Source organism: Paracoccus sp. C2R09, from assembly GCF_018860625.1.
Taxonomy (GTDB): Bacteria; Pseudomonadota; Alphaproteobacteria; order Rhodobacterales; family Rhodobacteraceae; genus Paracoccus.
Genome location: NZ_JAHKQB010000017.1, coordinates 46,860 through 68,958, shown reverse-complemented (window position 1 = coordinate 68,958; position 22,099 = coordinate 46,860). Strand labels below are relative to the sequence as shown.

General features: G+C 67.6%; 23 protein-coding genes. 11 read left to right on the top strand and 12 right to left on the bottom strand.

Going from position 1 to position 22,099, the window contains the following annotated elements:
- Window positions 1-4: 4 nt before the first annotated feature.
- A complete protein-coding gene (locus tag KO490_RS06175; RefSeq protein ID WP_216018538.1) occupies window positions 5-808 on the bottom strand; it encodes a response regulator in 804 nt (267 codons plus the stop codon).
- Between the two features lie 130 nt (window positions 809-938).
- Here KO490_RS06175 and KO490_RS06170 point away from each other — a divergent pair, with 130 nt between their 5' ends.
- Genes KO490_RS06170 through KO490_RS06140 form a run of 7 tightly spaced genes read left to right on the top strand, consistent with a single transcriptional unit; the run spans window position 939 to window position 7,572 of the window.
- A complete protein-coding gene (locus KO490_RS06170) occupies window positions 939-1,049 on the top strand; it encodes a NepR family anti-sigma factor (protein ID WP_303463010.1) in 111 nt (36 codons plus the stop codon).
- Between the two features lie 40 nt (window positions 1,050-1,089).
- On the top strand, window positions 1,090-1,656 hold the full coding sequence (locus KO490_RS06165) for an RNA polymerase sigma factor (RefSeq protein WP_216018536.1): 567 nt from the start codon (window positions 1,090-1,092) through the stop codon (window positions 1,654-1,656).
- 7 nt (window positions 1,657-1,663) lie between these two features.
- A complete protein-coding gene (locus KO490_RS06160; RefSeq protein ID WP_216018535.1) occupies window positions 1,664-3,454 on the top strand; it encodes a sensor histidine kinase in 1,791 nt (596 codons plus the stop codon).
- 40 nt (window positions 3,455-3,494) lie between these two features.
- Window positions 3,495-4,172: a paraquat-inducible protein A gene (locus tag KO490_RS06155; protein WP_216018534.1), complete on the top strand. Its 678-nt coding sequence runs from the start codon at window positions 3,495-3,497 to the stop codon at window positions 4,170-4,172.
- Entirely contained in the window at window positions 4,169-4,828 is a 660-nt protein-coding gene (locus KO490_RS06150) for a paraquat-inducible protein A (RefSeq protein WP_216018533.1), read from the top strand. Before KO490_RS06155 ends, KO490_RS06150 begins: the two co-directional genes overlap by 4 nt.
- A gap of 53 nt (window positions 4,829-4,881) precedes the next feature.
- Window positions 4,882-6,933 carry an intermembrane transport protein PqiB gene (locus tag KO490_RS06145; RefSeq protein WP_216018532.1) on the top strand — a complete coding sequence of 684 codons (2,052 nt, stop codon included), beginning with the start codon at window positions 4,882-4,884 and terminating at the stop codon, window positions 6,931-6,933.
- A 3-nt stretch (window positions 6,934-6,936) separates the two neighbouring features.
- A complete protein-coding gene (locus KO490_RS06140) occupies window positions 6,937-7,572 on the top strand; it encodes a membrane integrity-associated transporter subunit PqiC (RefSeq protein WP_216018531.1) in 636 nt (211 codons plus the stop codon).
- 112 nt (window positions 7,573-7,684) lie between these two features.
- Here the strand turns inward: KO490_RS06140 and KO490_RS06135 are convergent, their stop codons facing one another.
- From KO490_RS06135 to KO490_RS06120, 4 genes are all read right to left on the bottom strand, one after another.
- Window positions 7,685-8,026 (bottom strand): hypothetical protein, encoded by a 342-nt coding sequence (locus tag KO490_RS06135; protein WP_216018530.1) that lies wholly within the window; start codon window positions 8,024-8,026, stop codon window positions 7,685-7,687.
- A gap of 91 nt (window positions 8,027-8,117) precedes the next feature.
- Entirely contained in the window at window positions 8,118-9,824 is a 1,707-nt protein-coding gene (locus tag KO490_RS06130) for a hypothetical protein (RefSeq protein ID WP_216018529.1), read from the bottom strand.
- 23 nt (window positions 9,825-9,847) lie between these two features.
- Window positions 9,848-10,030: a hypothetical protein gene (locus tag KO490_RS06125; protein ID WP_216018528.1), complete on the bottom strand. Its 183-nt coding sequence runs from the start codon at window positions 10,028-10,030 to the stop codon at window positions 9,848-9,850.
- Entirely contained in the window at window positions 10,021-11,094 is a 1,074-nt protein-coding gene (locus KO490_RS06120; RefSeq protein ID WP_216018527.1) for a phosphatase PAP2 family protein, read from the bottom strand. Before KO490_RS06120 ends, KO490_RS06125 begins: the two co-directional genes overlap by 10 nt.
- 108 nt (window positions 11,095-11,202) lie before the next feature.
- Here KO490_RS06120 and KO490_RS06115 point away from each other — a divergent pair, with 108 nt between their 5' ends.
- A complete protein-coding gene (locus KO490_RS06115) occupies window positions 11,203-12,741 on the top strand; it encodes an SARP family transcriptional regulator (RefSeq protein ID WP_216018526.1) in 1,539 nt (512 codons plus the stop codon).
- Here the strand turns inward: KO490_RS06115 and KO490_RS06110 are convergent.
- The 4 genes from KO490_RS06110 to KO490_RS06095 form a co-directional block, all read right to left on the bottom strand.
- The gene (locus KO490_RS06110; RefSeq protein WP_216018525.1) at window positions 12,738-13,517 is read right to left on the bottom strand and encodes a 3'(2'),5'-bisphosphate nucleotidase CysQ; all 780 of its coding nucleotides are present in this window, start codon (window positions 13,515-13,517) and stop codon (window positions 12,738-12,740) included. The genes KO490_RS06115 and KO490_RS06110 overlap by 4 nt on opposite strands.
- On the bottom strand, window positions 13,504-14,847 hold the full coding sequence (locus tag KO490_RS06105) for a TldD/PmbA family protein (protein WP_216018524.1): 1,344 nt from the start codon (window positions 14,845-14,847) through the stop codon (window positions 13,504-13,506). Before KO490_RS06105 ends, KO490_RS06110 begins: the two co-directional genes overlap by 14 nt.
- A 10-nt stretch (window positions 14,848-14,857) precedes the next feature.
- Window positions 14,858-16,429, bottom strand: a complete 1,572-nt coding sequence (locus tag KO490_RS06100) for a DUF2125 domain-containing protein (RefSeq protein WP_216018523.1) — start codon at window positions 16,427-16,429, stop codon at window positions 14,858-14,860.
- 131 nt (window positions 16,430-16,560) lie between these two features.
- A complete protein-coding gene (locus KO490_RS06095; RefSeq protein WP_216018522.1) occupies window positions 16,561-16,902 on the bottom strand; it encodes a DUF2853 family protein in 342 nt (113 codons plus the stop codon).
- A 231-nt stretch (window positions 16,903-17,133) separates the two neighbouring features.
- Here KO490_RS06095 and KO490_RS06090 point away from each other — a divergent pair, with 231 nt between their 5' ends.
- From KO490_RS06090 to KO490_RS06080, 3 genes are read left to right on the top strand one after another with little or no spacing between them, the layout of a single operon-like run.
- Window positions 17,134-17,898 carry an amino acid ABC transporter substrate-binding protein gene (locus KO490_RS06090; RefSeq protein WP_216018521.1) on the top strand — a complete coding sequence of 255 codons (765 nt, stop codon included), beginning with the start codon at window positions 17,134-17,136 and terminating at the stop codon, window positions 17,896-17,898.
- Between the two features lie 4 nt (window positions 17,899-17,902).
- Window positions 17,903-18,577 (top strand): amino acid ABC transporter permease, encoded by a 675-nt coding sequence (locus tag KO490_RS06085; RefSeq protein WP_216018520.1) that lies wholly within the window; start codon window positions 17,903-17,905, stop codon window positions 18,575-18,577.
- Window positions 18,574-19,314, top strand: a complete 741-nt coding sequence (locus tag KO490_RS06080; protein WP_216018519.1) for an amino acid ABC transporter ATP-binding protein — start codon at window positions 18,574-18,576, stop codon at window positions 19,312-19,314. Before KO490_RS06085 ends, KO490_RS06080 begins: the two co-directional genes overlap by 4 nt.
- A 46-nt stretch (window positions 19,315-19,360) precedes the next feature.
- Here the strand turns inward: KO490_RS06080 and KO490_RS06075 are convergent, their stop codons facing one another.
- The 3 genes from KO490_RS06075 to KO490_RS06065 form a co-directional block, all read right to left on the bottom strand.
- Window positions 19,361-19,789 carry a hypothetical protein gene (locus KO490_RS06075; RefSeq protein WP_216018518.1) on the bottom strand — a complete coding sequence of 143 codons (429 nt, stop codon included), beginning with the start codon at window positions 19,787-19,789 and terminating at the stop codon, window positions 19,361-19,363.
- A gap of 77 nt (window positions 19,790-19,866) precedes the next feature.
- The gene (locus KO490_RS06070; RefSeq protein ID WP_216018517.1) at window positions 19,867-21,273 is read right to left on the bottom strand and encodes a sensor histidine kinase KdpD; all 1,407 of its coding nucleotides are present in this window, start codon (window positions 21,271-21,273) and stop codon (window positions 19,867-19,869) included.
- Window positions 21,266-21,970 (bottom strand): response regulator transcription factor, encoded by a 705-nt coding sequence (locus tag KO490_RS06065; protein ID WP_216018516.1) that lies wholly within the window; start codon window positions 21,968-21,970, stop codon window positions 21,266-21,268. Before KO490_RS06065 ends, KO490_RS06070 begins: the two co-directional genes overlap by 8 nt.
- Window positions 21,971-22,099: the final 129 nt, after the last annotated feature.

Here is a 22,099-nt window from a genome sequence, read left to right as displayed (position 1 = left end):
GTCGTCAGACCTGCATGCCTTCGGTCGAAGCGAAGAACATCGCCTGGCTGACCGCCGAACGGACCTGTTCCTCGCCATAGGGCTTCGAGATGAGGAAGGCCGGTTCCGGGCGGTCGCCCGTCAGCAGGCGCTCGGGGAAGGCGGTGATGAAGATCACCGGGATGTCGCCCATGCTCTCCAGCAGCTCGTTGACGGCCTCGACCCCCGAGGAACCATCGGCCAGCTGGATATCGGCCAGAATCAGGTCGGGGCGATCCTTGGCGGCCAGGTCGATGGCGGCCGTGTGGGTGCGCGCGACGCCCGTCACCTCGTGGCCCATGGCCTGCACGATGCCCTTGAGGTCCATCGCGATGATCATCTCGTCCTCGATCACCATGACCTTCCCGCTGAGCGAGCTGCTCATTTCGGACAGGGCGATCTGGACCAGCTCGTCGGCCTCGGCGGGTTCGATTTGCATGACGCGGGCGATCTGGTCGCTGCGCAGTTCCTCGATGGTGCGCAGCAGAAGGGCCTCGCGGGAATTGGGCGTCAGGCCGCGCAGGTGGTCCTGGGCACGGCGTTCGCGGGTCGTGAGGTCGGCTTCCTCGACCGGCTGCCCCGAACTGATCCAGATGGCGTGGAACGTCTTGAACAGGGCGATCCGCAGATCGTCCTCTCCGTCCAGGACGGAGCGGTCGCTGAGAATCGCCTCGAGCGTGGCTGCCGCATAATTGTCGCCGGCACCTTGGCTGCCGGTCAATGCGCGGGCGTAGCGACGCAGATAGGGCAGTTCGCGTCCGATATTCTGGGCCAGATCGGCAGCAGTCATTTCACAGTCCTCTTAATTCCATATTGCAAGGAACCATCTTCGGCCCCTATCGGTTGCATACTGTGCGCACAAGATTGTCAGGACCTACAACACTATGACACCGAAGCGGGACGATCGGCGGAAACAGGCCGTGGAACAGCAGATCGATGAAAACCTCAAACGCGTCTATGAACAAGACGCGACGGACAATGTTCCCGACCGGTTTCTTGAACTTCTGCAGAAGCTGAAAGAGCAGGGATGAACCCCTGCCCGCCCTTTTCCATTCCTCGGAAAGATCTCTGATGACCAACTCAGCTTCGGCCGATCCCCGCGACCAGCTGGTCGATCACCTGCCCGCACTGCGCGCCTTCGCATTGTCGCTGACGCGAGAGGGTGCCGCGGCGGACGATCTGGTGCAGGACACGATCGTCAAGGCCTGGACGAACATGGACAAGTTCCAGGCCGGGACCAATCTGCGGGCCTGGCTGTTCACGATCCTGCGCAACACCTTCTATTCCGCCCGCCGCAAGACCAAGCGAGAGGTCAGCGACAGCGACGGCATCCATGCCGCGCGTCAGGCCACGCGCCCCGATCATGACGGCAGGCTGGCCCTGACCGATTTCCGCGCGGCCTTCCGGCAGCTTCCCGACGAACAGCGCGAGGCGCTGATCCTGGTGGGCGCATCCGGTTTCTCCTACGAGGAAGCGGCAGGCATGACCGGCGTCGCCGTGGGCACCGTGAAATCGCGTGCCAATCGCGGCCGTCGCCGGCTGACCGAACTTCTGCATCTGGAAGCCGGGGAAGAACTGAACATGACCGATCAGGCGACCTTGGCAGTCATGGCCCAGAACAACAGCAGCTCACGCTGAGCGGACGATGCTCAGGCGCATCTCGGACAGGTTGGATTTCACGCGTCGCCTGGGCTTTCGCCTGGGCGCGCTTCTGTCCGTGGCGATCCTGCCCATCGGGCTGATCTCGCTTGTCCAGAACCTCCATCTTGCACGAGAGGCCGAGCGCAGCGCCGAGATCGCGTTGCTGGGGCGGACCGCATCCGCGGCATCGGGCGAACGGGCCTTGCTGCAAAGCGCGCTCGGGTCTGCGGATGCCCTGGGGCCCGCGGTGCTGGAAACGCTGGACCGGCCCGATCTCTGCGGCGACCTGATGCGCAATTTCGTCGAACGCAGCGGGACCTATGTCTATGCGGGCTTCGTGCCGCTGGACGGAATGGCCGAATGCACATCGGCCCCGGCGGGCGGCGGTCCGGTGGATATCAACGATCTGCTGGTCTTCCAGCGCTTCATCGAAAACCCGATGACCGCGGTCTCGTCGATCGCCGAGGGGCCGATCAGCGGGCGACCTGTCGTGGTCGTGCTGCAGCCGCTCTATCGCGACCGCGATCTGCTGGGCTATGTCTCGGTCTCGTTGTCGCAGGAATTGCTGCGTTCGACCCATGCGGTCGATTTCGGCACGGAAGGCGCCCGGGTGCTGACCTTCAACAACCGTGGCGATGTCCTGACCGGGGACGGGATGCTGGGCACCGAGGCGCAGCAGCTTCTGCCCCGCGACATCAACCTGACGACTCTTCAGGGTCAGGGCGAGACGACCTTCCGGGCCATTGCAAACAACGGAGAGGACCGCGTCTTCACCGTCGTTCCCGTGGTTCCGGGCCTCGTCTACGCCCTTGGCAGCTGGAGCCCCAGCATCGCGGGCATCGGTGTCTTCCAGCTGTCGCGCTTCGGGGCGGTGCTTCTGCCCGTGACCTTGTGGGTGGTGTCGCTGGCGGTGGCCTATTTCGCGGTCTTCCGGCTGGTGCTGCGCCATATCACCGTGCTGCGCGGCCAGATGCGCCGTTTCGCCATCGGCAGCCGCGACGTGGCCCCCCCGGTCCTGCAGGGTGCCCCGACCGAGATCACGGATGTCAGCCAGACCTTCCACAACATGGCCCGCATCCTGATCCGCGACGAAGAGGCGATGGAGCAGGCGGTTTCCGAAAAGACCGTCCTTCTCAAGGAGGTCCACCACCGGGTGAAGAACAACCTCCAGCTCATCGCGTCGATCATCAACATGCAGGGGCGGCTGATCGACGACCCGGATGCCAAGCGCGTCTTGCGCTCGGTCCAGGACCGCGTGGCGGCACTGGCGACGATCTATCGCAACCTCTATCAGGCCGAGCAGCTCGATTCCGTCGAGGCCGGGCGCCTGATGACCGATATCATCACCCAGCTGACCAGCGTGTCGCAGGGCAATGCCGCAAAGCTCGAGGTCTCGACCGACATCAAGCCGGTGACCATGCTGCCCGACCAGGCCGTTCCGCTGACCCTTCTGGCGACCGAGGCCTTCACCAACGCGCTGAAATACGCGGGTGCGGGCCCTTCCGACAGCGCGCCCTGGGTCCGCGTCCGCCTGTCGTCGCCCGAACCGGGAATGGGCCTGCTGCAGGTCGAGAATTCGACCGAAGGGTCCGACCAGCAGCAGGGCACGGGCCTGGGCAGCCAGCTGATCGAGGCCTTCGCCATGCAGCTGGAAGGCGACATCCAGATCGAGGAGATGGCCGGCCGTTATCGCCTGTCGCTGCCTTTCCGCATCGCGCACACCCATGCGCCGCAATCGAACGACACCCGCCAGGTCGTGCTGACATCGGCCGCGCGCGAAGGTGCCCAGCACTGAGCGTGCTTGCGCCTGCCGCCATCTGCTCTATCTTCCGAATATGAGCGACGGGGCCGAAAATTACGATCTGGGTACGGGACGCGGGCTGATCGCCTGTCCCAACTGCGATGCCCTGCATGTCGAGGAAGAGCTGGAGCTGGGCGAGACCGCCCGCTGCATCCGCTGCGGTACGGTCCTGGCCAAGCCGCGCGACGGGGCCTTTGCGCAGCTGATCGCGCTAGCCTTCACCTCGATGGTGCTGCTGGTGGGCGCGGTGTTCTTCCCCTTCCTCCAGGTGTCGACCATGGGCTTCGGGAATGCCAGCTCCCTCTTCGACGTGGCGCTGGCCTTCGCCGAAGGGGTGATGCTGCCACTGGTCCTTGCGGTGCTTGCCATGATCATCGGGCTGCCGATCTTCCGGTCCTTCCTGCTGGTATACACCCTCGTGCCGCTGGCGCAGGGGCGTCCGCCGTTCCGGCATGCCGCCCGCGCCTTCCGCTGGTCCGAATTGCTGCGCCCCTGGTCCATGGCCGAGATCTTCGTGATCGGCACGGCCGTCGCGCTGATCAAGGTCGCGGGGCTTGCAACCGTCCATCTGGGCCCGGCCTTCTGGGCATTCTGCGCGCTGATCTTCGTGAACATCGCCAGCCGCGCCTTCATGTGCCAGACCTCGATCTGGGACGCGATCGAGGATGCGGGCGTCGAAACCGATTTAACCGAACGCAAGGCCCGCGCATGAGCGCCCCCGAAAGCGACCACAAGGGCCCGATCCTGACCGCGCACCGGGCCGGGCTGGTCGGCTGTCACCGCTGCGGGCGCGTCTGGCCGCTGGAACACCGCCGCTGCAACCGCTGCGGCGCGCATCTCGTGCCGCCCGATCGGCGTGGGCTGCAGAAGGTCTGGGCATGGTGGTTCGCGGGGCTGATCTGCTACGTGCCCGCCAACCTGTTCCCGATGATGCGGACGGAAACCTTCGCGGGGCTTGCTGGCAATACCGAATCCACGATTCTCGGCGGGGTGGTGGAGCTGATCCACCACGGAAGTTACGACATCGCGCTGATCGTCTTCGTGGCCTCGATCATCGTGCCCATCGGCAAGTTCCTGGCGATCGCATGGCTGGCAACCGTTGCCGGTCAGCCCGCATCCGTCGATCAGGCGCATTCGCGGCTGAAGGTCTACGAGGTCGTGGAATTCATCGGGCGGTGGTCGATGATCGACGTCTTCGTGGTGGCGATCCTGTCGGCCCTCGTGCAGCTGGGCTTCGTCGCCTCGATCCATCCCGGCCCCGCGGCCGTGTCCTTCGCCCTCTCGGTTGCGTTCACGATGCTTTCGGCGCAAAGCTTCGACGCGCGACTGATCTGGCGCGGCCTTCCCCTGCGTTCGGCCAGGCACTGACCGCCCGGGGGTCGCCGACAACCTTGCCACGCCGCCTTCAGGAACATGCGCAGATGACAGACAAGCCCCAGCCCCCCAAGCCCGCCAGCCCGGTCCGCAAGACCGCGGCACGCGCCGCACAGGCCGGGGTCAACGTGATCTGGATCGTGCCGATCATCGCACTGGTCGTGACGCTGGCCATCGCGTGGAACAGCTTCCGCGATCGCGGCACGCTGATCGACATCGAATTCGCCGATGCCACGGGCATCACGCCGGGCGACACGACGCTGCGCTTCCGCGAGATCGTCGTGGGCCAGGTCGAGGGCGTGCGCTTCACCGACGATCTGTCCAGCGTGGTCGTGTCGATCCGCGTGGACAAGGACGTCGCCCCCTATATCGACGACGAGGCCTCGTTCTGGATCGTGCGCCCGCAGGTCAGCGCGCAGGGCGTCACGCGCCTCGACACCGTGCTGACGGGTGCCTTCATCGAGGGTTACTGGGATGCCGACATCTCCGAGACCGCGACCCGTTTCGCGGGGCTTGAGCGTCCGCCGCTGATCCGCAGCGACCAGAAGGGCACCTGGGTCAAGCTGCTGATGGACAATGCCGACGGGCTGAGCGAGGGCGCGCCCATCCTGTTCCGCGGGGTCGAGGTGGGTCGTCTTGAAAACATCCGGCTGGCCGATGACAGCGAACGCGTGCGCGTCGATGCCTTCATCGAGGCGCCCCACGACGCGCGCCTGACCAGCGCCACGGTCTTCTGGGACACGTCGGGCTTCTCGTTGTCGCTGGGGTCGCAGGGGCTGGCCTTCAACGTCAATTCGCTGTCCTCGGTCCTTCAGGGCGGCGTGGCCTTCGACACGCTGATCAGTGGCGGCCAGCCCATCGAGACGGGCCACAGCTACGAGCTGCTGCCCGACGAGGATGCCGCCCGCAGCCAGCTGTTCGTCAGCAATGACAGCGAACGCCTGCGCGTGGCCATGCTGATCGACGATTCCGTCGAGGGGCTGGGGAAGGGCGCGGACGTCCAGTACAAGGGTCTGCGCATCGGCAGCGTCACCGATATCGCGGTGCGTCTGGGCCAGGATTCCGACGGGGTCGAACGCGTGCAGCAGCTGATCACCCTGACCGTGGCCCCCCGCAGGCTGGGCCTGCCCGAGGATGCGACCGCCGAGGACGCGCTGGACCTGTTGCAGACCGAGGTCGCATCGGGGCTGCGCGCGCGCGTCGCCAGTTCGGGCTTCCTTGGCACGTCCCTGGTCGTCGAACTGGTCAACATCCCAGGCGCCCCCGAGGCCATGATCGACACGGGTGCCGATCCGCTTCCGCTGATCCCCTCGGTTGCGGGGGATCTGGACGATTTCACCAGCAGCGCCCAGGGCCTCGTGACCCGCATCGGCGATCTTCCCATCGAAGAGGTGATGAACAGCGCCCGCGACATGCTGGACAGCATCACGGCCCTTGCCGCCTCCGAGGAGACGCGCGCCATTCCGGGGGCCATCCGCAAGGCCGCCGAGGAAGGCTCGGTCGCGCTGGAGGACGTGGCCCAGATCACCGCCCGACTGCGCGAGGCCGATAGCGGCGAATCGCTGGCCCGCCTGATCGACGGAGCGAACGAGGCCGTCACCGCGGTGACCGAGGCCGCCGCCGACATGCCAGAGATGGTCGACCAGATCGATGTCGCGGCCGCCGCCGTCGAAGAGTTCGGCTTTGCCGAGATCAGCGCCCAGGCCGAAGGCATCATGGCCGATCTGCGCGCCATGCTGGGCAGCGAGGATGCCGAGCAGCTGCCGCGCAACCTGTCCGACACGCTGGAGGCCGCGACCGGGCTGCTGAACGACCTGAGCGATGGCGGAGCGGCCACCAGCCTGAACGACGCCCTGCGTTCGGCCAGCGTCGCCGCCGACGAGATCGCGAGATCGGTCGAGGCCCTGCCCGCCCTGATCCAGAGCCTGCAGGTCACCGCAGGCCGTGCCGACACGCTGTTTGACAGCTATGGCGAACGTTCGGCCTTCAACAACGAACTGATCACCACGCTGCGCGAGTTGCGCCGCGCCACGGCGGCCTTCGGCTCGGTCGCCCGGTTGATCGAACGCAACCCCCGCGCCTTCATCCTGGGACGATAAGCCATGACCATTCTTCGCGCCGCGTTCCCCGCAATCTGCCTGCTGACGGCAGCCTGTTCGAACCCCGAGGCCACGGGCCGATACCTGATCGACCCGCCCGTGACGGGCGTCCAGGTGCCCAACCGCCTGGGCACGGCCGAGCTGAAGGACGTCCAGCTTCCCGAATACGCATCCGATCAGGAGGTCGCCTTCCAGACCGCGGACGGGGCGGTGCGGTCGAATCCCGACGACATCTGGGCCGACGACCCGTCGCGCGCCTTCACCACGACGCTGGCGCGCACCATCTCCGAGGTGTCGGGCGCGACCGTCATCGGCGAACCATGGCCCCTGGCCGAACCGCCCGCCCGGGTGGTCGAGGTGCGCGTGGAACGCGCGCTGTCGCAGGCGAACGGCATCTATCGCCTCAGCGGTCGGTATTTCGTGTCCGATGACGGGCTCAAGGGATCGGGCACCAACTATGCCCGCAGCTTCGACATCCAGGTGCCCTTGGGTGAACCCGGCCCCGGCGCGACCGCCCGTGCCGCGGGCGAGGCGATCAGCCAGCTGGCGGCACAGATCGCCAGCCTGTCGGGCCCCGGCGCAGCCATCGCGACCACGACCAGCCGGACCGACGATCTGGATTTCGCGGGCATCTTCTGAGCCCAAAAAGGTGACCGGCAGGGCCATGGGCTCTGCCGGTCGATCCGCAGGTAACGTAAGCAGGGAGTGACTCGTTAAACAAACAGGTCTGCGGATATCTCTGGAATGACCCTCAGCCCTTCTCGAGGCTGGTCTCGAACGGATCGCGCCCGATCACGCGGGCGATCACCGGCAGGACGAAATGGTCGAAGCAGGACCGGTCCGGCTTGAATGCGCCGGGGCTTCCGATGCCGCCGCATTCCTCGCAATCAGAAATCGTGCCCCAGCAGTTGGGGCAGGCCCCAAGCGCGCAGGCCAGCATCTCGGCATGGTCGATCAGCAGGGCATTCTCGCGTTCCAGACGGCGGATGCTGACGCTCTCGGCGGTTTCCGGGACGGGCTGACGTTTCGGTTCAGCACCCAGAATGCCCAGCTGGGACATGAAGTCCTGATAATCGCGGATGCCCTTGTCCATTTTCGGTCTCCTTCGGGATCGCCTTGCTTCGTTCCATCAATTGATTCGCATCCCCCCGTGAAAGGGGCGTGAATATGCGCGTGAAGGCCCCTCAGCGCCGCCAGGGCCGCCCCGGGCCCGGCAGGATCGGCGGGTGGCCTGTCCCATCGGCCATGGCCAAGGCTATCATCTCCTGGCGCGTTCCGGGCCGTGCCCCTGCGGCCATGCGACCTGCCAACCAACGAGAGACCCAGGGTGCCGCCAGCGAACTGCCCGACATGATCGCGAAGCTGCCCGATCCGCGTCCCCGCACGATCATCCCGTCATCGAAGGGCGCGCTGTCGATCCGGACCATGACATCGCCCCCGATCTCGCGATCGATCAGCGAATTGTAGATGACGCAGCGGTCGAACTGGTGGTCCACGACGCCCGCGCGCAGGGTTCGCGACCCCGTGGCATAGGCGTTGATCGTGTCGCTTCGCTGGACTGCCGCGGCCCCGCCCACCGGGTCGAAGGGAATGGGAAAACCGTCGGGGCGCAGTTCGTGATAGGCGGGATCGACAAGCCTGCTCTGGCGGGCCTCGCGGGGGAAGCCCCGCAGCACGTCGTCGCGTTGCAGGGACAGGGCATAATCGCCGGGGGACGATCCCGGCGCGATCGAGATGCCCCATTGCCCCGCCGTCAGCCAGGGATCGCCGGGGCGTTCGGGACAGGTCGGGTCCAGGATCACGGTCACGCATTCGCGCCAGCCCGGACCGACCTGCGCGGTCAGCGTGCAATAGGCGCGGGCAATCACGTCGCCACGGTTGTCGTGAAGCCGCGCGACCTGTCCATGGGCCGTGAAGCCCGTGGTCCGGGCGATCATTCCGGGGCCGTCCAGCGTGATCTGCATGGGGGATGCGGGGGGCGCGGCCAATACGGGGCCCCAGATCTCGAGCGGTGTCACGGTGCGATCGTCGGGGGGCAGGTTCCATTCCAGCCGCCGGCCCACGGGCAGGGTCGCCCGCAGCCGCGCCATGCGGTGGTTTCCCGATGGCAGGACGATCCGCACCGGGCCCAGATCCGGCGCCACGTGGCCCGAGACGGCATCGAGGAAACGCTCGATCAGGCTGGAACCGTCGCGCGGCCCCGCCGTCAGCCCCAGGCTGATGTTCAGCACCACGGGCAGCCGGACGGAATTTGCGGGCAGCCCGCGATGGGACTCGACCTGGCGGCACAGACGTCGTGCCCGGGTCAGGACGAACAGCACCGCCGCGATCATCACGCCGGGGGCCAGGGTGCCCGTCGTGTCGGCCAGGATGCGGGGCGGCAGGTTCACCCCGATCAGGGGGATGTTCCGGCCCCGCGGGTCATCCGGTGCCATCCCTGCGGCCAGCAGCGATACCGCCGCCCCGTGGCCCGCCGCGAAGGCCGCCGAATGGGTGGTCTGGCGGTTCATGTCGACGATGCCCGCCGCACGATAGATGCCGTCCTCGGTCGCGATGCGGCCTTGGGCCAGGTCGCGCAGCCAATGCGATATGCGCGCGCCGCGCAGTTCGATCCCCGCAGGCAGGTCGCGCCCCGGCCCCGCAGGGTCGTGCGCCGCATCCATCGCCCAGAGAGATGCGACCCGCGACCGTCGGTCACCCACCCGGAACCGTTCATGCGCGAAGGGGATCGCGTCGTCGATCACGCCGGTGATGCAGCCGCCTTCGGGATCGGGCAGGTCGGCCGCATCCATCAACAGATGGGCAGGATCCAGAACCGGGATGGCACGCGGCGACGGATTGACCGCATCGGGCAGCACCACCAGCCCCGGCGCGAACAGCGCGGCGGTCATCGCCTGAAGATCCGCCCCGCCGATCATTCCCGGAAGGCTGCGGACAGCAGCTGGTCCAGCAGTCGGTCCTGTTCGGGCGGCAGGGCGTCCTTGCCCGATTTCGGGATGGCCTCGCGCTCCAGCCGGTCCTGCAGATAGGGGGACAGCCCCGCGATGCCGCCCTCGGCCATGGGTTCGGGATCGGCCCAGCCGGATGTCAGCTCCATCTTGCCCCCCATTCCTTGACGGCGCGTTCGATCAGAACGGTCCACAGTGGCGCGCCGGGCGGGGGCACCGCGACGGGGGTGAAGGCGGTGGACGGGTCGCGCCCCTCCATCATGTCCTGCAGCACCTGGTAGTGAAAATCGCGGGTGACGGGATCGCCCGGCGTGCCATCCACGAAGGCTGTGCCGTCGAAGCTGCCGCTGCGCATCGGGTCGCATCGCCCGGCGCGCGCCATCAGGTATCGCCCGATCTGGATGCCCAGCACCGCCCCCGCGGCGCTGTCGGCGGGGAAATGCACGCCCGCCACCGTCCGGTTGATCGCGATGCGGCAGGCCATGCGGAACAGCCTGTCGGACGCATCGACCTTGGCCGCGGAATCGCGGATCAGGGACAGCATGGTCGCAAGGCAGAAGGCCTGCGTCGCATGGCCGCTGGGCAGGGTGGCGTGGGACGGCACGGGGATCACCGGCTGGATGCGGTCGCTGAACTGCGATGGACGCGGGCAGGCCAGCGCCAGCTTCATGCGCATCACCAGATGGGTCGTGATGTCCAACCCGCGATAGAGCATTTCCAGAAGCGCCTCGGATCTCGATTCCTCCAGCGGAAGGATCGAGGCGAAGAAGGGCAGCAGCTCGGCGCGCTGAACCTCGATCTCGGGGACGCGGTCGGGGCGCAGTTCGGCATAGTTTCCGACCATCTCGACCGCCTCGCGGAACTGCGAGAGATCGGGCCGTGCGATCTTGGCGATCACGGTGCCGCCCGATGCGTCCTGCCACAGGATTGCCGCGGAATGCGCGGCCTCGGCGGGCCCCGAGCTTTCGAAGCGCACCCCTTCGAGCAGCTCTGCCACGAGGACCGCCGCGCGGTGATCCGCATCCATCCGCAGCAGCCGCTGCCCCGGGTCCAGCGACGGGGGCTGTCCTGCCACCGGATTCATCAGTTCAGAGCCCACGATGGCATCGCGGGACCGGATCAGGGCCAGCGTCGTCAGCGTGGCGGCACCCCCGGCATCCTCGGCCTTGGCGTGCTTTGCATGTTTCGCGTGCTTGGCATGGAACAATGACATCGTCGATCCCGCAACTTTGGCTAAATCCAGGGGGCTTCGATGCACCGATGCTATCACAGAAACGTGTTAAAGGTTAAGTATATTGCCGAAGTTACCACGCATGGCACCATGATCCTTGTTCTGTCCCTGATCGGCCCGGTCGAACTGACGGGCCCCGGCGATATCCGCCTGACCCCGCGCGGAATGCGTGCGCGGGGGGCGTTGGCGATCATGGGGACGGCGCGGGGGATGCGCCTGCACCGGGCGCGGCTGCAGGACCTGCTGTTCAGCGACCGCGAACCGGAACATGGCAATGCCAGCCTTCGCCAAGTCCTGAGAGAGATCCGCATCGCGCTGGGCGATCACCGGCAGGCGCTGATCACCGGACCGGGCTGGGTCGGGCTGGATCCCGAAATGCTGCGCGTGGACATGCGTCCCCGACCCGGCGCGGATGGCCAGCTGCCGGAATTCGGCGCCGATCTGGACATCCCCGACCCCGAATTCGAGGATTGGCTGCGCGATGCCCGCCAGGCTGCCGCATCCCACCCCGAGACGCCCGATCCCGCGCCCGACGCCCTGCCCGCCCTGATCCTGCAGGAACCGATCTCGTCCAGCCAGGATGCGCAGGTCATCGGCGGCATGATCCTGTCCGAGGCCGCGGGGCGCGTGGGCGACCTGCTGCCGGTCGAGATCCTGTCGGGCGTCGATGCCGCCGAGGGTCCCTGCGTGATCGTCAAATCCATGGCCAACATGCAGGGCGACACGTTCAACTTCCTGGTGATGCTGACCCACCAGCCTTCGGGCCGGATGATGTGGTCGCAGCGCTTTTCCTCGGCCGTTGCGGATCTGGGCGGGCAGATGGGCGAATTCGTGGCACGGTCCTGTCTGGGGATGCTGCAGGTGCTGGATCACGGCACGCGGCTGGGGGCGGCGCTGCAGATCTCGTTCGGGGATGTGTTCAGCTTCAGCACGGATCGTCTGCGCCGCGCCGATGACGTGCTGGCGCGGCTGGGCGACAGCGTGACCCCTGCCGTGACCCTGTCGCTGCGGGCATGGATCCGCACGACCCACGCCTATGAGCGCCTGGACCCCAATCCCGGCAAGGCCATCGCCGAGGCTGCGGAATTCGCGGCCAGGGCGCGGCAGGCGGCCCCCTATCATGCGACCGCGCTGGCCGTCAGTTCCGTGGTCGAGGCGTTCCTGGACCGCGACGATCTGGCGTTCGAGCTGTCGCGCCAGGCGGTGGTGATCGACAGCCAGAACCCCCTTGCGCGCCTGGCGCATTCCCGTGCGCTGGCGGGGATCGGGCGCAATGCCGACAGCGCCATGCAGGCGCAGCAGGGGCTGACGCAGGCGCTGTCCAGCATCAACCCGGCGAACTGGCATCTGGGCATCGGGGTCGCGCTGATGCGGGCGGGCGACCTGCCCGGTGCGATGCGCCACCTGGAGGCCGTGCATCGCCACGCGCCCGACAACCGGCCGGCCCTTCGATTCCTCTCGGCACTGCGCTTTGCCACCCGGGACGAGGCGGGTGCCGCCGAGGCATTGCGCGCGCTAAAGAAGCTGGAGCCCGATTTCTCGTTGGATCTGATGGCAAGCGAGGATTACCCGGTCGATACGCTGCGCAGGCTGGGCTTGCTGGGCATCGCGAAATCGGGGTTGTTCTAGGCCAGGGCGGCGATCAGCTGGCGGTGCAGATGCGGCCCCGCCACGACCATGCCGTCCAGAAGCGCACGCGGGCTGTTGAAGCGCATGCGCCCGCCGCGGCGGTCGCTGACGGCCGCGCCCGCGCGTTCCGCGATCAGGCTGCCGGCGGCGATGTCCCATTCCCATGCCGCGCGCAACGACAGGGCCGCGTCGAAGCGCCCCTCGGCGGCAAGGCACAGCCGCCATGCCAGCGATGACCGGAACTGACGGCTGAAGGGCGGCACCTGCCCGCCGCTCCAATGCGCGGGATCCGTCACCCCGCGATAGGTCAGGATCCTGGCCCCGTCGATATCGGCGCCCGTGGGCGCGATGGGTTGCCCGTTCAGCAGCGCGGGGCCGCCCTCATGCGCGGTATAGGTCAGGTCCAGCGCCGGCAGATGCACCACCGCCGCCGTGATCCGGTCGCCCCTGGCGACGGCCAGCGAATGGGCGAAGCCCTCTTGTCCGTCGATGAAGGCGCGGGTCCCGTCGATCGGGTCGATGATGAAGCAGTGCTGCGCGTCCAGGCGGTCCGGATTCGCCTCGCTTTCCTCGGACAGCCAGCCGTAATCGGGGCGCGCGGCGGACAGGCGCGCCAGAAGCGCGTCGTTCACGGCCAGGTCGGCCTCGGTCACGGGGCCTGCATCGTCGGCCTTGTCCCAGGTCTGCGGATCGTTGCGCCAGAAGCGCATGGCGATGGGGCCGACCGCCAGCGCTGCCTGCGTCAGAAGCTTCAGATCGGCCTCAGGCCCCTGCAACGGTCATCCCCTCGACCAGCAGGCTGGGCACCTCGAAGGCGCGCCAGGGCAGCGCATCGTTCGCGGCGATCGGCGTCATCAGCATCTGCCGCAGGTTGCCCGCGATGGTGCATTCGTTGACGGGCCAGGCGATCTGGCCGTTCTCGACCCAGAAGCCCGCGGCCCCGCGCGAATAATCGCCCGTCGTGCCGTTGATCGACGCCCCCAGCATCGAGGTCACGATCAGCCCGCGCCCCATGTCGCGGATCAGCGCCTGCTGATCGCGGTCGCCCGGGGTCAGCAGGATGTTGCTGTGCCCCGGGGACGGGGCCGAGGCCAGCCCGCGCACCGCCGATGCGGTACTGTCCATGCCCAGCTTGCGCGCAGTGGCCAGGTCCAGCGTCCAGCCCTGCAGGATGCCGTCCGCCACGATGTCGCGGCCATAGGTGGCCAGCCCTTCGCCGTCGAAGGGGCGGGATGCCGGATGACGGGGGCGCAGCGGGTCCTCGGACAGGGTCATGCCCTGCGGCAGGACCTGTTCGCCCAGATCGCGCCGCAGCCAGCTGGCGCCCCGCGCGACCGCGCTGCCGTTCACCGCCGCCAGCAGATGCCCGATCAACGAGGCCGAGACCCGCCGGTCGAACAGGATCGGAAAGGCACCGGTGGGGGGCTTCTTCGCCCCTGCGCGTGCGACGGTGCGTTCGCCCGCCAGCAGGCCGATCTCTTCGGGGGTGGGAAGGTCGGCCGCAAAGATCCGCCCCTCGCCCGCGTAATCGCGCTCCATCCGCGTGCCTTCGCCGGTGATGGCCACCGCCGAGATCGCGTGGCTGCTGCGTCCGTATCCCCCCGAAAACCCGTTCGATGCCGCAAGCCACAGCCGCTTGCTGCTGCAGCTGGCATTCGCGCTCTCGACCTGAGAGATGCCCGCGACCGACAGGGCCGCAGCCTCGGCGCGCAGGGCAAGATCCTGCAGATGCGCAGGTTCGGGTTCGAGGGCGTCGTCGTGCAGGTCCAGACCCGCGGCATCGCGGCGTGGCGAAAGCTGTTCGGGATCGGCAAGGCCCAGCCAGTCGTCGACCGGGGCCGCGCGCGCCATGGCCACCGCGCGTTCGGCCATCGCCGCGATGGCATCGCGGGAATGGTCCGACGACGAAACCGCCCCCTGCCTGCCGCCGACCAGCACGCGCAGGCCGATCTCGACCCCTTCGGCGCGTTCGGCGTTCTCGAGGGTGCCGTCGCGCACGTCGATCCCGGTCGCGCGTGCATCGACGGCCATCGCGTCGGACTGATCGGCGCCGGCCTTGCGGGCAGCGTCGATCAGGGCTTCGGCAAGGTTCTGCAGATCGTTCATGCGGCCGCCGTCACTTCACCTGCTGTCCGTTGGCGAAGATCGACCCGCCCTCGGTGAATTTCAGCTGGGTTTCCAGGGTGTCGGGCTCTCCCTCGACGGGGCGGGCGAACATTGCCAGCATCATCCGTGCGCCCATGACCTGTTCCTGCGGCAGAAGCCCCATGGCGACCAGGTTGTCCATCAGCCCGTTCACGCCGGTGAAGCTGCCCTGCAGCTGGCCCACGGGTTCGCGCGGATCGTCGCCGAATTCCAGCTGGCCCGCGATGTCGACCGACGCCCCGATCGCGTCCAGGGCGACCTGCTTGATGTTCAGCGTGGTGGGCACTAGGGGCGGCTGCGCCGGGTCGCTGCCGGTGGCCGGGGACATCAGGTGCCGGGTCACGCGGGCCTCGCCGTCCAGATCGACCGTCAGGTCCGCGGGTTCGCGCGACAGCGTGTTCTGGGGATCGATGCCCTGCCAGATCTCGTCGCTGAGGGTCAGACCGGCGATCCCCAGCTTCAGCGCGAAGGGCTGCGGGGTCTCTTCGGCGGCGACGGGCAGGCGGACCGTGAAATCGCTGCGTTCGGTCCCGTAGGCGATGGGGAAGGGCAGCTCGTCCGAGGTCATGGAATACTGCGCGCCCTCGAGGAAGCCGCCATAGCCGAAGCCCTCGTTCGACATGTCGACAGTCATCTCTCCGCCGGTGGCGGTCATCGTGCCGTCGGTCGCGACCGGCTGGCCCATATCGTCGGATGCGCGGCCCCCGAAGGCCAGATCGATGGCCCCCGCGCGGATCAGCGCATCGAGGTTGAACCCGGCCTCGAGCGCGGCGGCGGGATCGGTCTCGAAGCTGGTGGCCCCGTCGGGCTGGGCGCCCTCACCCTCGAAGCCCAGATCGGCGATCGTCAGCGTCGCATCGAAGCTCTCGTCGGGGGCATCCTCGCCGCCCTGCCTTGCGGGGCCGCGGGCCTCCATGGTCAGGGACAGCTCGGTCGCGCTGCCGTCGAATTCATGCTCGGTGCCGCCATTGTCCAGCTGACGGGTCCGTTGGCTGGATTCCAGCCCGGTCAGCACGGCCTGCAGGCTGCCCTGGCCCTGGTCATCGATGGGTTTGCCCTCGATCACCACGCGCGGCATCGAGATGTCATGCTTCACGTCCTCGGGCGACCCGGACGAGATCATCTGGTTGTCCGGCGCCTCGATGGTCGCGTCGAAGCCGATCTCCTCGGTTTCGGGCGTATCGGTTTCGGGCGCATCGGCGGGGTCGGTGTTCGGCTCGGCGGGAACCTCGACGGTATTGCGCACGGCGATGTCCATCGGACCGCCGAAGGTGCTGCGGACGTCGGGTCCGGCCTGTTCCATCACCAGCGTGGGGATCTGCAGCCGGAAGCTGCCATTCTCGCCCTGCTGCGATGTGACGGTGATGTCGGTCAGCGACAGCCGGTCGTCCGCCGCGTCCCGGGATCCGACCTCGACGGCGTATCCCATGTCCTCGTAGCCGCTGCGCATGTTGTCCCAGACCTCGGCGGGGGTCACGTCGGCGAAGGCCGCGGTGGCGCCCAGGGTCAGGGCGATGGTCGATGTGGAAACGGCACGGAACATGGCAAAGCCTTTCACTGGGCGCAGGTTTTGCAAGAACCTGACACAGCCCCCGCGAAAGGTGAAGGGAACATGTCGTGACATGACCGAGAGGCGCGGATCGCATCTGCCACCCCCGACCATGTCGCGATTGTTCAGGCGTAGACGCCCTCGCGGCCGAACTGGCGGCACAGCATGTAGCACAGCACCGCGCGATACTTGCTGCGGTTGGCGCGGCCGTATCGGTCGATGGCATGGTCCAGCGCCTCGTCCAGCTTGTCGCTGTCGGACAGGCCCAGCTTCTTCTTCAGGTAATTGTCGCGAAACCGGTCCATTTCCGACTTGTCGCTGGCCGCGACGGTTTCGGAATCGGCATTGTAGATGGATGGCCCCAGGCCGATGGTGACCTTTCGCAGCAGCTCCATGTCCGGGGTCTCGCCCAGCTTGGTCTCGATGTCGTTGGCGTATTTCGCGATCAGATCGTCACGTCTTCCCATGTCGTATCCTTCCCGTCCCTCTCCAGCGTTATCGTGCTGCCAGATTGCCCAGCCCCCCTTACGCGATCAAGAAAATTCGCGGAATGTCGTTCCGTTACGGACCCTTGGCCCGCGACATGCGTTCCGCTGCGGGCATGGGGGGGCCGGTTCGCGTCCTTTTCTGATGCCTGCCGCTTGTGCCCGTGGCCGCCAATCAGCATCTGGGGCAGCAGACAAACGAAGGAGTTTCCGATGCGCCGTCTTGCCATCGCCGCCATCCTGGGGCTGACCGCCGCCCTGCCCGCCGCCGCCGACACGATCCGGGTCGGCATGTCGGGGGGATATTTCCCGTTCACCTTCACCCGCGCGGACGAATTGCAGGGCTTCGAGGTCGATTTCCTGAACGCCATCGGCGAGGAGACCGGCGACGATGTCGAATTCGTCACCATGTCCTTTTCCGGGCTGATCGGCGCGCTGGATTCGGGCCGCATCGACACGGTCGCCAACCAGATCACCATCACCCCCGAACGCGAGGCCAAGTTCGCCTTCACCCAGCCCTATGTCTTCGACGGGGCGCAGGTGGTCGTGAAGGCCGGCAACGAGACCGAGATCACCGGCCCCGAGAGCCTGAAGGGCCGCGCGGTCGCCGTGAACCTGGGTTCGAACTTCGAGGCGCTGCTGCGCGAGCTGCCCTATGCCGACGAGATCGAGATCCGCACCTACGAGAGCAACATCGCGCAGGATACCGCCTTGGGCCGTGTCGATGCCTTCGTGATGGACCGCGTCAGCTCGGGGCAGGTCATCGCCGAGAGCCCGCTGCCCCTGGCCCTGGCCGGAGAGCCCTTCTCGGAGATCCGCAACGCCCTGCCCTTCCGCGACGACGAGGAAGGCCGCGCGCTGCGCGACCGGGTGGATGCGGCGATCACCACCCTGAAGGAGAACGGCACCCTGGCCGAGATCTCGGAGAAATGGCTGAATGCGGACGTGACGCAGCCCGTCGCGGCGTCGGACGGCTGAGCCGATGCGCGCGCTCGACCTGGGCTACATGTGGGACCTCGTGCCGGTCATCGCGGGCTATGTGCCGCTGACGCTGTTCATGGCCATCGTCTCGATGCTGGCGGCGCTGGTGCTGGCATCGCTTCTGGCGATCGTGCGCGTCCAGCGGCTGCCGGTGATCGACCGCGTGGTGGCGCTGTTCATCAGCTTCTTCCGGGGCACGCCCCTGCTGGTGCAGCTGTTCCTGTTCTATTTCGGTCTGCCCCAGGTCCTGCCCGCGCTGGAAGGCATCAACGGCGTCAGCGCCGCGATCTTCGGCCTGACGCTGCATTTCTCGGCCTACATGGCCGAGAGCATCCGCGGTGCGATCATCGGCGTCGATCGCAGCCAATGGGAGGCCGCGCAGTCCATCGGCATGACGCAAAGCCAGCTGTTGCGGCGGATCATCCTGCCGCAGGCCACCCGGACCGTCGCGCCGACGCTGATGAACTACTTCATCGACATGATCAAAGGCACGTCGCTGGCCTTCACCCTGGGGGTCACCGAAATGATGGGCGCGGCCCAGAAGGAGGCCGCCGGCAGCTTCCTTTATCTCGAGGCCTATCTGATCGTGGCGATCTTCTACTGGGTGATCGTCGAGGCATTGTCGGTGGGTCAGCGCGCGCTGGAGGCGCGGCTTGGAAAGGCGGTGGCACGATGAGCGGTCAGGTCAGGATAGACGGGCTGGTCAAGCGGTTCGGCGACAACACGGTCCTTGCGGGGATCGACCTTGCGCTGGAACCGGGTGAACGCGTGGCCATCATCGGGCCGTCGGGCACGGGCAAGTCGACGCTGCTGCGCTGCCTGAACTTCCTCGACCGTCCCGATGCGGGGCGCATCGCCATCGGCGATCTGTCGGTCGATGCCGCGCGGGCGACCAAGGCCGACGTGCTGGCCCTGCGCCGTCGGACGGGGTTCGTCTTTCAGAACTATGCGCTGTTCGCCAACAAGACCGCGCGCCAGAACCTGATGGAGGGGCTGACCACCGTGCGCGGCTGGTCCCGGCAGGATGCAGCGGCCAAGGCCGACGACATCCTGCGCCAGATCGGGCTGGGCGATCGCGGCGACAGCTATCCCGCCGCCATGTCGGGCGGACAGCAGCAGCGCGTGGGCATCGGGCGTGCGATGGCCCTGGATGCCGAGCTGATGCTGTTCGACGAACCGACCAGCGCGCTGGACCCCGAATGGGTGGGCGAGGTGCTGGACCTGATCCGGCGCATCGCGGATGGCAATCAGACCATGCTGATCGTCACCCACGAGATGCAGTTCGCCCGCGAGATCGCCGATCGTGTCATCTTCATGGAAGGCGGTCGCATCGTGGAACAGGGGCCGCCTTCGCAATTGTTCGGCAATGCGCAGGACGATCGGACGCGGGCCTTCCTGCGACGGGTCGGGTGACACAGGAAATGGCCGCCCCGTTTTCGGATCACTTGGCTGATATCTGTCAGAGACCCGCGGTCTGGAAATAGACGTCGGGCGTGCGCTGATCGCTGAAGCCCGTGCCCGATGCGATGATGCAGCTGGTCTCATCGGCGCGCGCGGCGACCAGCGTCCAGGTGCCCATCTGCTCGGAGCCCCACAGCTCGGTCGCGGCAAAGCCCGCGGTCACGACCAGTTCCTCGCTGAAATCATGGGTCAGGGTATTCTGGATCTCGGCGTCGCTGGCGCAATAGGGTTGATCGGCCACGGCATCCTCGGACAGGGGCATGGCGTCGATATGGTCCAGCATGGCGGCAGGTTGGACGCCGCGCATCGCGCTCCAACCCTCGACCGGGGCACCGGGTTGCGGGGCTGCGGCTGCGGGCAGAGCGGACAGCAGCGCGACACCGGTGGCTGCGGCGGCGCAGGCGATGTTGTTGGCGATGCGTTTCATGGTCCTTGCCTTTCATCAGACGATGCGAATTCGTCAGCAAAACGCAGGTTTTCGCCGCAGGGTTCCCCGTCCGCCCCTCAGGCCCACCGCCGGGCCAGGGTCAGCCGTGCCCGCAACCCGTCGCTTTCGGCAGTGAATTCAAGCGCCCCGCCATGCTGGGCCGCGATGGTCGAGACGATGGCCAGACCCAGCCCCACGCCCGGCTTGCCGGCGGTATTCCCGCCCCGCTGGAAGGCCCCGGTCAGGCGGTTCATGTCATCCTCGGTCAGGCGGGCGCCGCGATCGGTCACGTCGATCCAGGCCCGGTCGGCATCGCCATCCACCGTGACCAGCGCCTCTCGTCCGTATTTCAGCGCATTGTCGATCAGGTTGGTCAGCCCCCGCCGAAGCGAGGTCGGCTGCCCGCGCATCAGCACCACATGCGCATCGACACCTGCACGGGCGGTCCGGCGGGAAAACAGGGTGCCGGCCTCGGCGGGATGGGCGGGCGCGTCGCGAAGGGTCACGGGCATCCCCACATCCTGGTAATCGGCGACCACGGCCTCGACCAGCGATGCAAGCGACAACTGCCGGAAGGGCTCGGCCCCGATCTCGGCGCGGGTATAGGTCAAAGCGCCGTCGATCATGGTCGTCATCTCGTCGATGTCGCGTTCCAGCCGGGCGCGCAGGTCGTCATCTTCGATCAGGGCGGCGCGCAGGCGCAGGCGCGTGGCGGGCGTTCCCAGATCGTGGCTGATCCCCGACAGCACCATCGCACGGTTTTCCAGCGCCGCGCGGTCCTGCGCGACATAGGCGTTCACGGCCTCGGCCGTCTGGCGCAGCTCCTCGACCCCGCCGACGGGCAGGTCCGCATTGCGCGCCCGATGATCGCGCAGCGCATCGGCAAAACCCGTGAACGCGCCGGACACCTCGGCCACCCAGCCCAGAAGCAGCCCCAGGGCCCCCGCCGCGATCGCCACGGCCAGCAGCCTGCGATCGGCGGGCGCGGCCTCGCAGCCCCAGACCGATGCGCCGTCCACCCGCATCCAGCCCGTATCGCCGCGCTGCACGAACAGGCGCGGTTCGCTGCAGAAACGCGCCATGCCGCGGGTCACGGATGCCAGGCCCGCCGCCTGCGATCCGCCGCCCAGGCTCTGCACCTCCGAGACGGGATAGCGGATGTCGGGCGACATGATCCGCACGTTGATCCGCGCGCCCTGCGCCAGATCCGGCCGTCCGCCGCCGGTCAGGGTGATGCGCGTCTCGCGCCAGCCGGGGGGCAGGGCCGGTTCGTCGCGCAGCCGAACCAGCGTCAGACCCTGCGGCAGGGCGCTGTCGTTTTCCAGCGCGTCATGCAGGGCAAGGCCGGTCACATAGGCGTGGTCCAGATGCGTGTTCCAGGCGGCCGTGCTGGACATCCACAGCCATGCCGACACCGCACCGGCCAGCATCGCGGCCAGAACCCAGATCCCGGCCAGATGGCGCAGGCCCGCGCGCCTAGGCATCCTGCCGCGCCACCTCGGCGGCCAGGACATAGCCGAGCCCCCGTTCGGTGCGGATCAACGCCGGGTCGGTCTTCTGGCGCAGGCGCCCCACCAGCATGTCGATGGCCCGCCCCTCGGCGGCGTGGCCGTCGTCCAGTGCGACCGCGATCTCGTCCCGGCTGAGAGGGATGAGCGGGTTCGCCAGGAACACCCGCAGCAGCGCCAATTCGCGCGAGGACAGCGCGACCTGCCAGCCGCCGGGCGAGGTCACCTCCTCTCGGCGCGCGTCGTATCGCCAGCCGCCGAAGGCGATGACGCTGTCGCGGCGGCGATGGACCAGGCTGGGCACCCGGCCCGCGCGGCGCAGCACCGCCCTGATGCGCGCCAGCAGCAGATCGGGGTTGAAGGGCTTGGCGATATAGTCGTCCGCACCGACATCGTATCCCGCCATGCGCTGATGATCTGCGGACAGGGCGGATACCATGATGATCGGCACGTCCTGCTCGGCGCGGATCTCGGCGCAGATGCGCACACCGTCATCCTGTCCCAGCGACACGTCCATCAGGATCAGATCGACCCGCCCGCCCCGCAATGCCGACAGCGCCCCCGCCCGGTCATGGGCCTGGGTCACATGGAAGCCCTGCCGCTGCAGATAGGCGGCAAGCATGGCCGCCATCTCGGCATCGTCCTCGACCAGAAGCAGGCGTTGCAGGCTCATCTCGTTTCCCCCCTGCGCCCGACCTAGCATCACGACCGGGCTTTCGTAACAGTTTGTAACACGCGACCGTGAAATCTGCATTTTGCATGGCTGTCCTGCGTTGATTGCATGGCGGGCGGTCGGGCATGA

Bases quoted from the DNA above. Each gene is read 5' to 3' on its own strand.
- KO490_RS06135 (WP_216018530.1), bottom strand. From the start codon at position 8,026: ATGGACAAGGGCATCCGCGATTATCAGGACTTCATGTCCCAGCTGGGC.
- KO490_RS06070 (WP_216018517.1), bottom strand. From the start codon at position 21,273: ATGCCTAGGCGCGCGGGCCTGCGCCATCTGGCCGGGATCTGGGTTCTG.
- KO490_RS06120 (WP_216018527.1), bottom strand. From the start codon at position 11,094: ATGTCATTGTTCCATGCCAAGCACGCGAAACATGCAAAGCACGCCAAG.
- KO490_RS06145 (WP_216018532.1), top strand. From the start codon at position 4,882: ATGACAGACAAGCCCCAGCCCCCCAAGCCCGCCAGCCCGGTCCGCAAG.
- KO490_RS06115 (WP_216018526.1), top strand. From the start codon at position 11,203: ATGATCCTTGTTCTGTCCCTGATCGGCCCGGTCGAACTGACGGGCCCC.
- KO490_RS06125 (WP_216018528.1), bottom strand. From the start codon at position 10,030: ATGGAGCTGACATCCGGCTGGGCCGATCCCGAACCCATGGCCGAGGGC.
- KO490_RS06150 (WP_216018533.1), top strand. From the start codon at position 4,169: ATGAGCGCCCCCGAAAGCGACCACAAGGGCCCGATCCTGACCGCGCAC.
- KO490_RS06175 (WP_216018538.1), bottom strand. From the start codon at position 808: ATGACTGCTGCCGATCTGGCCCAGAATATCGGACGCGAACTGCCCTAT.
- KO490_RS06065 (WP_216018516.1), bottom strand. From the start codon at position 21,970: ATGAGCCTGCAACGCCTGCTTCTGGTCGAGGACGATGCCGAGATGGCG.
- KO490_RS06155 (WP_216018534.1), top strand. From the start codon at position 3,495: ATGAGCGACGGGGCCGAAAATTACGATCTGGGTACGGGACGCGGGCTG.
- KO490_RS06140 (WP_216018531.1), top strand. From the start codon at position 6,937: ATGACCATTCTTCGCGCCGCGTTCCCCGCAATCTGCCTGCTGACGGCA.
- KO490_RS06085 (WP_216018520.1), top strand. From the start codon at position 17,903: ATGCGCGCGCTCGACCTGGGCTACATGTGGGACCTCGTGCCGGTCATC.
- KO490_RS06095 (WP_216018522.1), bottom strand. From the start codon at position 16,902: ATGGGAAGACGTGACGATCTGATCGCGAAATACGCCAACGACATCGAG.
- KO490_RS06160 (WP_216018535.1), top strand. From the start codon at position 1,664: ATGCTCAGGCGCATCTCGGACAGGTTGGATTTCACGCGTCGCCTGGGC.
- KO490_RS06090 (WP_216018521.1), top strand. From the start codon at position 17,134: ATGCGCCGTCTTGCCATCGCCGCCATCCTGGGGCTGACCGCCGCCCTG.
- KO490_RS06165 (WP_216018536.1), top strand. From the start codon at position 1,090: ATGACCAACTCAGCTTCGGCCGATCCCCGCGACCAGCTGGTCGATCAC.
- KO490_RS06080 (WP_216018519.1), top strand. From the start codon at position 18,574: ATGAGCGGTCAGGTCAGGATAGACGGGCTGGTCAAGCGGTTCGGCGAC.
- KO490_RS06130 (WP_216018529.1), bottom strand. From the start codon at position 9,824: ATGACCGCCGCGCTGTTCGCGCCGGGGCTGGTGGTGCTGCCCGATGCG.
- KO490_RS06100 (WP_216018523.1), bottom strand. From the start codon at position 16,429: ATGTTCCGTGCCGTTTCCACATCGACCATCGCCCTGACCCTGGGCGCC.
- KO490_RS06105 (WP_216018524.1), bottom strand. From the start codon at position 14,847: ATGAACGATCTGCAGAACCTTGCCGAAGCCCTGATCGACGCTGCCCGC.
- KO490_RS06075 (WP_216018518.1), bottom strand. From the start codon at position 19,789: ATGAAACGCATCGCCAACAACATCGCCTGCGCCGCCGCAGCCACCGGT.